The sequence below is a fragment of the Vibrio sp. PID17_43 genome, from assembly GCF_002608565.1.
Taxonomy (GTDB): domain Bacteria; phylum Pseudomonadota; class Gammaproteobacteria; order Enterobacterales; family Vibrionaceae; genus Vibrio.
The window spans coordinates 1-8,035 of sequence record NZ_LIXM01000044.1 but is presented as its reverse complement, the minus strand read 5'-3'; the positions used below and the strand labels follow the sequence as shown (position 1 = coordinate 8,035).

General features: G+C 45.4%; 5 protein-coding genes, 1 tRNA gene and 1 rRNA gene. 3 read left to right on the top strand and 4 right to left on the bottom strand.

What is annotated here, in order from left to right; genetic code table 11:
• The first annotated feature begins 37 nt into the window (after positions 1-37).
• Positions 38-154 (top strand): 5S ribosomal RNA (gene rrf, locus AK965_RS19925).
• A gap of 83 nt (positions 155-237) precedes the next feature.
• Positions 238-328: transfer RNA gene (locus AK965_RS19920), tRNA-Ser, on the top strand.
• A gap of 614 nt (positions 329-942) precedes the next feature.
• Here AK965_RS19920 and AK965_RS19915 read toward each other — a convergent pair.
• The 4 genes from AK965_RS19915 to hemC are packed head-to-tail and all read right to left on the bottom strand — an operon-like array spanning position 943 to position 5,022.
• The gene (locus tag AK965_RS19915; RefSeq protein WP_099081222.1) at positions 943-2,124 is read right to left on the bottom strand and encodes a heme biosynthesis protein HemY; all 1,182 of its coding nucleotides are present in this window, start codon (positions 2,122-2,124) and stop codon (positions 943-945) included.
• Positions 2,124-3,335, bottom strand: a complete 1,212-nt coding sequence (locus tag AK965_RS19910) for a uroporphyrinogen-III C-methyltransferase (protein ID WP_099081221.1) — start codon at positions 3,333-3,335, stop codon at positions 2,124-2,126. Before AK965_RS19910 ends, AK965_RS19915 begins: the two co-directional genes overlap by 1 nt.
• Positions 3,336-3,352: 17 nt before the next feature.
• Positions 3,353-4,081, bottom strand: a complete 729-nt coding sequence (locus AK965_RS19905; RefSeq protein ID WP_099081220.1) for a uroporphyrinogen-III synthase — start codon at positions 4,079-4,081, stop codon at positions 3,353-3,355.
• Positions 4,082-4,083: 2 nt separating this feature from the next.
• A complete protein-coding gene (hemC, locus tag AK965_RS19900; RefSeq protein ID WP_099081219.1) occupies positions 4,084-5,022 on the bottom strand; it encodes a hydroxymethylbilane synthase in 939 nt (312 codons plus the stop codon).
• Positions 5,023-5,369: 347 nt separating this feature from the next.
• Between hemC and AK965_RS19895 the strand changes: the two genes are divergently transcribed.
• Complete coding sequence (locus AK965_RS19895) at positions 5,370-7,898, top strand: class I adenylate cyclase (RefSeq protein ID WP_099081218.1); 2,529 nt, start codon at positions 5,370-5,372, stop codon at positions 7,896-7,898.
• Positions 7,899-8,035 lie beyond the last annotated feature (137 nt).

Sequence of the window (8,035 nt, the reverse complement as noted above, 5' to 3'; positions counted from 1 at the left end):
TCACTTTTTAATGAAAGTGAAACCGAAACAGAATTTGCTTGGCGACCATAGCATTTTGGACCCACCTGATTTCCATGCCGAACTCAGAAGTGAAACGAAATAGCGCCGATGGTAGTGTGGGGCTTCCCCATGTGAGAGTAGGACATCGCCAGGCTTTAATGTCGCTTTTAGAGGATTCTAAAAGCAAACTAAAAATTAGCATCGTTAGTGTCAGACTAAGTTTTAGTAACAATTTGCGGAGAGATGGCTGAGTGGTTGAAAGCACCGGTCTTGAAAACCGGCGTACGTTAATAGCGTACCTAGGGTTCAAATCCCTATCTCTCCGCCACTACATAGAAAGCCCGTTGAGAAATCAACGGGCTTTCGTCGTTTCTGACGCTTATAAACTGGCTGTGGTTTTGCGTCCAAGTCCCTAATCGCCTATGCGACAGAAGCTTCCAGATTAGACCGTTATTGAAAGCCTTCGAATCCAATCATCTCAATTTTCATATAAGTTCATTCCAACTGTTCTTGTCTGCGGAAGTTCTCATTACTGTGCTGCTTGCTTTCAACTGTATTTAAATAGACACCATCGCTTCTTAGAGCTTATCACTGCTTAGTGAGGTAGGATGCTCGGTTGAGTTGATTAGATATCTGAATACTGATGTACTCATACTATTCTTTCTACCTGGCGCCAAGCTAGCTCTCTTCCACAGGCAGAGTTCTTCTCAACAAGATAGGTGTTGGAATACCGCCTTGAACAATGCGATTAAAGCGCTTTGTGCTGCTCTCGATTACTGGAAAGCTACTTCTATTGAGACAGCTTACTTCGTGATGTGTAGGTAATAGAGGAGTAACCGCTATTACCTATGCTTAGCAGAGCTACAAGTTGGAGGGATGTTGGGGAATTGCAGGATACAAAAAAGCCGACAGTTTTCTGTCGGCTTTAAACCTTTTAGTCGTTTAGTTGCTTTGAACTAGCGCTAGAGCTTTACGAGAGACTTCATGTGCTGCTTTGGTTAGGTTCTGCTTCTCTAGTGTATCTGCTAGGAAAGCGTAGTCAGAAACGTTTGAGCGAAGCTTTAGCGCGACTTCGAAGTGCTGTTGTGCCTCTGGCCACTTCTCTTGGCGGAAAAAGAGGTGGGCCAGTGCACTGTGTGCCGCTGCATTGTCCGACTCTTTTTTTAGTACACCTTCAAGGAAGACCATGACTGGGTGAGTATCTGGTAAGTTCAACGCTGGTAGTAGTTGATACAGTTCTGGTGTTGGATGTTTCTTCAGTGCTTCTTTGATAACGGTGAAAGCTTCAGTGTCGGCTTTACGAGAAATAAGCTCACGAGTAAAACAAGCGATAAGATGAACATCTTGTTTTACTTTGCGTGCCAGGCCGTTCCAGTGCGAAATAAGACCTTCGCTGCCTTGTTGCTGAGCCACTTCGTGTAGTAAGCCACATTGTGCTTTCTGAATCAGTTCTGCTTGTTCTTCTTCAGTGACCAACTTGGCTTTGGTTAGCTGAGGCATCAGATCGATCAGCGGTTGCCATAGCTTTAGTTGTATGTAAGTACTTTTTAGCAGGTTAAGTACAATGAAGTTATTTGCATACTGATCTTTTAGTGCTTGCAACGTATCGAAAGCAGATTCGAACTCGTTATCACGAATGAACTGTTTTGCACGAGTCAACTCTACTGCCAAATGTGCGTTCTCTTGCTGGCTTGCGAGTGCTAGGTACTGATCGCGCTTCACTTTATCACCTTGACCTTGCGCTGCTTCTGAAGCAACTAGATAGCACAGTAGAGGCATATCGTGGTGGTTTGCCCAGCGTGTCACTTTCTTCTCAGCGCCTTTCCAATCACCTTCAAGTAGTTTGATAATACCTTCATTGGTGTAGCGGCGAGAGCGACGCATTTTACGTACACTGAAGTAGTTCCACGTGTTAGAGCTGGCGTAGACAAGCTTTTTCACCAAGTATTCGAGGAAGAATAGTGCAGCAAGCGTAGCAATCACGAAAATAACCAGTGTAGTCACGCTCATTTCAATGGTTTTGTTCGCGATTGAAATTAGTACATAGCCTTGTTGACCAGAAAACTGGGTGCCGACAAATAGGCCAACACCGAGAATAACAAATAGGAAAATAAGACGAACCATTACTTATCCTCCTTACCTGTCATGGTAGTTACATCGCGACGAAGACGCTCACGAATCACATCAGAGAGCTGATTTTGGCTCTCTAGTTTCGCAGGGTATTCAACTTGAATGTCTATTTTGCTCAGTTGATTAAGTGTATTGATGAACTCTTTTACCGACTTATCATCTTGATTGAAGAACGCTTTTGTCCATTCTTCGGCTGTTTCTAATGATGTTATGTAGATCTCACCTTGCTCTTGGTAAACCGCTTTGATTGCCGTCTCAAGCTTCGCCTTGATGTTCTCTTTTAGGTAGAAGTGCTGTTGTGGAGAAAGTAATGGAATCACATTACCATCGCGAGTACGGAAGGTAATGAAGTTATCTGAGAAGTCTTTTAGTGACGTCATCAGGTTATTTTGCCAGTTGGCAATGTCATCTGATACTTGCTTCTTCTCTATTGCTGCCGCTTCCGGAAGCAATGCGTTGGCGAGAGGCAGTTTATCTACTTGCTGCTGAAGTGCGGTTAAGCGAAGGACCAAACCATCACGGTCAATTAGTGGCACTGTACGAAGTTTTGTTATGTCGTTTGCCATTGCTTTACGTAGACCGACTAAGCTTGGATCGTTTAGTGCTGCGATACGTTGGTCTGCGCTTTCCATCAGTTGGGTTGCGCTTTCTACGTCGTGTTCTAAGAATAACTTACGACCTGCCAGTTTTACTAGGTAGTCCGCTTCAGCTAGCAGCCAGTCGTTTGGACGACGACCTTCCACATCTGCTATTGCCAGTTGTAGGCTTTCAATGCTCTTTTGTTGTTGACCTAGAACCACTTCTACTTTGTGGGTAACCGTGGTCGCTTTCTCGATGGTCTCTTGCTTAACCTGGCTTAGCTCTTGTTTCATTGTTGTTTGAGCCTGTTTTAGTTGGCTTTGCAGTTGAGCGATCTGAGTTTGGTATTCGGATTGCTGCTCAAGCATTTTGTAGGTGAGACCACCACCAAAAATTAGCGATAAGATGATAGCAACGGTCCCCAGTTTTACGCCGCGTTTGCCTTGCTTATCTTCAAATTCAGCTTTGTTTGGCTCTGTTGGTTTGCTTGGTTGAGCAGGCGTCGATTCTGCCTTTTTCGGTTCAGATTTCTGTTTAGGTGTATCTTTTTCAGCTGGCGGTGCCGATGTGATTTCTGCGGAAAGGTTTTTATCGTTATTCTTTTGGTCGTTATTTTTACTTGTCATGCCTATATCCTGTGTAGCTAGGGCTGGAGAGCAGCCAGTAATTTTTGGTTGGATGCGCTTCCTGTGCACCTGACCCGAGTGAAGCCCCTTTGAATTGCGATATCAGCGATTCGCTGACTGGGGATATACAACTCTTGTTGATTAAGCCAAGCCAATTGTTCTGAGGTCAATTGACTGCATAAGTAATCCAGTTGTTCACCACTGGTGACGATGATCTGGTCAATTTGTTGTTTTTTCCATAGCGAGACACAGCTTACTGGATCGAATGGGATAAATTCTCTCTTATAGGTCTCACTATAGTGAACTTTTGCCCCGCGCTGTACCAATGCGTCTTTTATCAGCTCTCTTCCACCGTTTCCACGAAGAATCAATACTGTTTGTTTCTCTACATCGTGTAATGCTGGCAGTTGCAACAAGTGCTCACTATCGCTGACTTGTGGATAGTGTACTTTCTGTTGGGTATATTTGCTTAAATAGTGTGCGGTTTTTTGACCAACGGCAAGGTATATAGCCTGCTTTGGCCATGAATTATTGCTGTTTACTAAGATTTGCTCTGCACATTGCACCGCATGTTGGCTAACTGCGATGATGATTTTGGCCTGTTTGATGTGCTTGGAGAGGTATGGTTCGTTGAGATCGGCGATAATGTCGATCAATGGGTGATGAAGAGCCAAGATGCCGTGCCTTTCGAGCAGAGAGCAAAGCGCGCTGCCTTGCTCTCCCGGCCGAGTGACCAATACAGCCATGGCTATTCGTGGTCTGCGTACAGTTTAGTTAGAATGTCACGTGCGCCATTGTCTAACAGTTCGTTGGCAAGCTGAACCCCCAATGTTTCTGCATCTTTTCGGTGGCCACGTACTTCACCACGAACAATTAAGCTGCCATCGGGTTCACCTACAAGGGCGCGTAACCAAATGTGATCACCGTCTAGCAGTGAGTAACTGCCGATTGGCACCTGACAGCCACCTTCTAGCGTTAGGTTCATTGCGCGTTCACATCGTACACGGTCAGCGGTGTCTTGATGGTTTAATGGCTCAAGCAGTTTGAGTAAGCGCTCATCATCAACGCGGCACTCAATGCCTACCGCGCCTTGGCCTACAGCTGGCAGTGACTGTTCTGGCTCGATAAAGCTACGGATGCGCTCTTCAAGTTCCAGACGTTTTAGCCCCGCTGCTGCAAGAATAATTGCGTCGTACTCGCCTGCATCCAGTTTGCCTAGACGCGTACCGACGTTGCCGCGCAGCTCTTTGATCACAAGATCGGGGCGGTATTCTTTCAACTGACATTGACGGCGTAGACTACAAGTACCGACAACCGCACCTTGAGGTAATTCATCAATATTGCTGTAAGTGTTCGACACGAAAGCATCACGTGGGTCTTCGCGTTCGCAAATCGTCACTAAGCCAAGTCCTTCCGGGAAATCAACAGGCACATCTTTCATTGAGTGCACGGCAAGGTCAGCACGGCCTTCTAACATTGCGACTTCCAGTTCTTTTACGAAGAGACCTTTTCCGCCCACTTTGGCTAGTGGGGTATCCAAAATGATGTCGCCTTTGGTCACCATGGTCACTAGCTCAACTTCAAGGCCTGGATGAGCGGCCTGAAGGGCATCTTTTACGTAGTAAGCTTGCCATAGAGCAAGCGGGCTTTTTCGAGTGGCAATGCGAATTGGCGTAGATTGTGTCATGGTCTTCTCAATGCTGTTTTGGTATTTGTTTATCCTACCATTCTCGGCGTGAAAGTCTTAATGTTAGTTAGATATCTCATGGCGTCGTGGTTGGAATGACATGACGTTATGGAAATTGTGTGATTGGATTCTCATTTAGGCTAAGGACTAGTATTCGTTGAGGGGGAATACAAGCGACACTACTGCGCTATCAATTTTGCGAGCAGAGTAGGGTTTTCGGACCACAACTATTTGCGAGAGGGAATCTTTACCAATCCTGACAAAAGTGTTAAATTGATCACGCTTTTAGGTCATTTTGGCTTAAAACATCAGCAAATTTTCGTGATTGTTCAACCAAGGAATTTCCCTTGCAGGCTTACACCCAAAAACTTATTCAGCGATTAGATAACTTGAACCAGCAGCGTATTGAACGTGCGCTGGCGCTTATGGATTCGCAAAGCCAGCAAGTATTCCACTTGATTCCTGCCTTGTTGAACTATAACCATCCTGTTATTCCTGGTTACTATGATGTTGACGTACCTTATGGTGTGTATGGGTTTGAGCTCAATGAACTCCAACAGCAATTCCTTGATGATACTCAACTGACCATCGGCCAAGCGTTGGAAACCGCAGATACCCCAGCGATTCTTGGGCTGTATACCATGGGCAGTACTTCATCAATTGGCCAAAGCACATCAAGTGATTTGGATATTTGGGTATGTGTTTCGCCAGAGATGGACAGCGGTGAACGGGAACAGCTAACCAACAAGTGCTTGTTGATCACCGATTGGGCGCAAAGCCAAGGTGTCGAAGCAAACTTCTTCCTGATGGATGAAGAGCGTTTTCGTAGTAATCAATCTGAAGAGATGACCGGTGATAACTGTGGATCTTCTCAGCACTTACTATTGCTAGATGAGTTCTATCGTTCAGCCGTACGCCTCGCGGGACAGCGTTTGTTGTGGCAAATTGTGCCGCCTGAAATGGAAGAGTGTTACGACGAGTACGTTGCACAGCTTTGTAATGATGGCTATATCAACTGTGATGAGTGGATCAACTTTGGTCAGCTGAATCGTATTCCAGCCGAAGAATATTTTGGCTCGAATTTATGGCAGCTGTACAAAAGTATCGATTCACCCTACAAATCGGTGCTGAAGGCCATTTTGCTTGAAGCTTACTCGTGGGAATACCCGAATACGCAACTTCTAAGTATTGATACCAAGCGTCGTTTCTTTGCTCATGAGCCAGATTTGTACGGCATGGACGCGTATTACTTGATGCTTGAGAAGGTAACGCGTTATTTAGAGCGAGTTCAAGATGACTCTCGTCTGGACTTAGCTCGTCGCTGTTTTTACCTTAAAACTCATGAGAAGCTTTCCCGAGAACCTGATGTGGGCTCGGTAGCTTGGCGTCGTGAGGCATTAAGCGACATGATCACCAAGTGGAACTGGGATGAAGCGGTGATTGCTGAGTTGGATGATCGCCGTAACTGGAAGGTTGAACAGGTGAAGGTAGTGCACCATGCGCTGCTCGATGCCCTGATGCAGAGTTATCGCAATCTGATTCAGTTTGCACGCCGCAATAACATTACTTCCGCAATTAGTCCGCAGGATATTAGCATTCTGGCTCGCAAGTTGTATGCTGCATTTGAAGTGTTGCCGGGCAAAGTGACTCTGCTGAACCCACAAATTTCACCAGACTTGCACGAACCAGACTTAAGTTTCATTGAAGTGAAAGAAGGCGGGATGAATAAGTCGGGTTGGTATTTGTACAAGCAACCACTAATTGCGCATTTCATCCTTGGTCAGCCGAGTCTTGAGCATCACGAGTACCTCAGTAAGTTAGTTTCATGGGCATTCTTCAATGGTTTGATTACCGAATCGACCCGCCTACATGCGGTTGTACGTGAAGCTCAGATCGATATCGATAAGTTCTACCAAATGGTGAGTGACTTACGTAATACTTTCTCGCTGCGTAAACGTCGTCCGACGATGCAAGCATTGGCTAGCCCATGTGAAATTAGCCAGCTGGCGATGTTTATCAACTTTGAAAATGATCCAACCGCAGAGCTGTCTGGTCGCTCACTTAAGGTGGATGTGAAGAATACTGATATTTTCAGCTTTGGTCCTGAGCAAATTAACCTTGTCGGCAGTGTCGATTTGGTTTACCGAAACTCATGGCACGAAGTGCGTACATTGCACTTCAAGGGCGGTACCGCGATGTTGGATGCGCTTAAAACCATTTTAGGCAAGATGCATCAAGATGCGATTCCTCCAGAGTCGGTGGACGTATTCTGCTATGCGAAAAACATGCGCGGTGTGATGCGCAATATGGTTTACCAGTTGCTGGCTGAGTGCATTGACTTACGTTTGAAGCCGGTTGAGCAAGAGAAGCGCCGTCGTTTTAAAGCGATGCGCCTTGGCAATCAAACATACGGCTTATTCTTTGAGCGTCGTGGTGTATCGGTTCAAAAGTTAGAGAATTCCGTCGACTTTTACCGTAGTATTTCAACTAACAAACTGAAAGGTTCTCCGTTGTTGATGCTGGATCGTGAGCAAGAGTATCAATTACCAGAAGTCGTGGATGGATTTGCCAGTGAGGCTTTGGTGCAGTTTTTCTTTGAAGATACTGATGATGGCTTCAACATTTATGTTCTGGATGAGTCGAACCAAGTTGAAGTTTATCACCAGTTTAGCGGCTCAAAAGATGAGATGATTGCATCAGTGAACAGCTTCTATACTTCAGTGAAGGACGATAGTCGAGTGGCGTCGAAGTGTATAAACTTTAACTTGCCGCAGTACTACCAGATTATTTATCCTGAAGAGGGTAACGCCTATATCATTCCTTACCGCAATGATGGCAGTACCCCAACGCGACCTATGAAAGCGGTTAATGTATAGAGATGAAGACAAAAAAGAGCACAGAGGTTAATGCCAGTCAGTTAAGCTGACTGGCTTTCTTTTTATTGGGGTATTTCTTTGCCTTTGCTTTTATTGCTCTCGGATATATCCGATCTTCTCGTTTAATGGGCAAGACA

What these genes read in the sequence shown, in the direction of transcription:
- AK965_RS19905 (WP_099081220.1), bottom strand. Translation starts at nt 4,081, where the DNA reads ATGGCTGTATTGGTCACTCGGCCGGGAGAGCAAGGCAGCGCGCTTTGC.
- AK965_RS19910 (WP_099081221.1), bottom strand. Translation starts at nt 3,335, where the DNA reads ATGACAAGTAAAAATAACGACCAAAAGAATAACGATAAAAACCTTTCC.
- AK965_RS19915 (WP_099081222.1), bottom strand. Translation starts at nt 2,124, where the DNA reads ATGGTTCGTCTTATTTTCCTATTTGTTATTCTCGGTGTTGGCCTATTT.
- hemC (WP_099081219.1), bottom strand. Translation starts at nt 5,022, where the DNA reads ATGACACAATCTACGCCAATTCGCATTGCCACTCGAAAAAGCCCGCTT.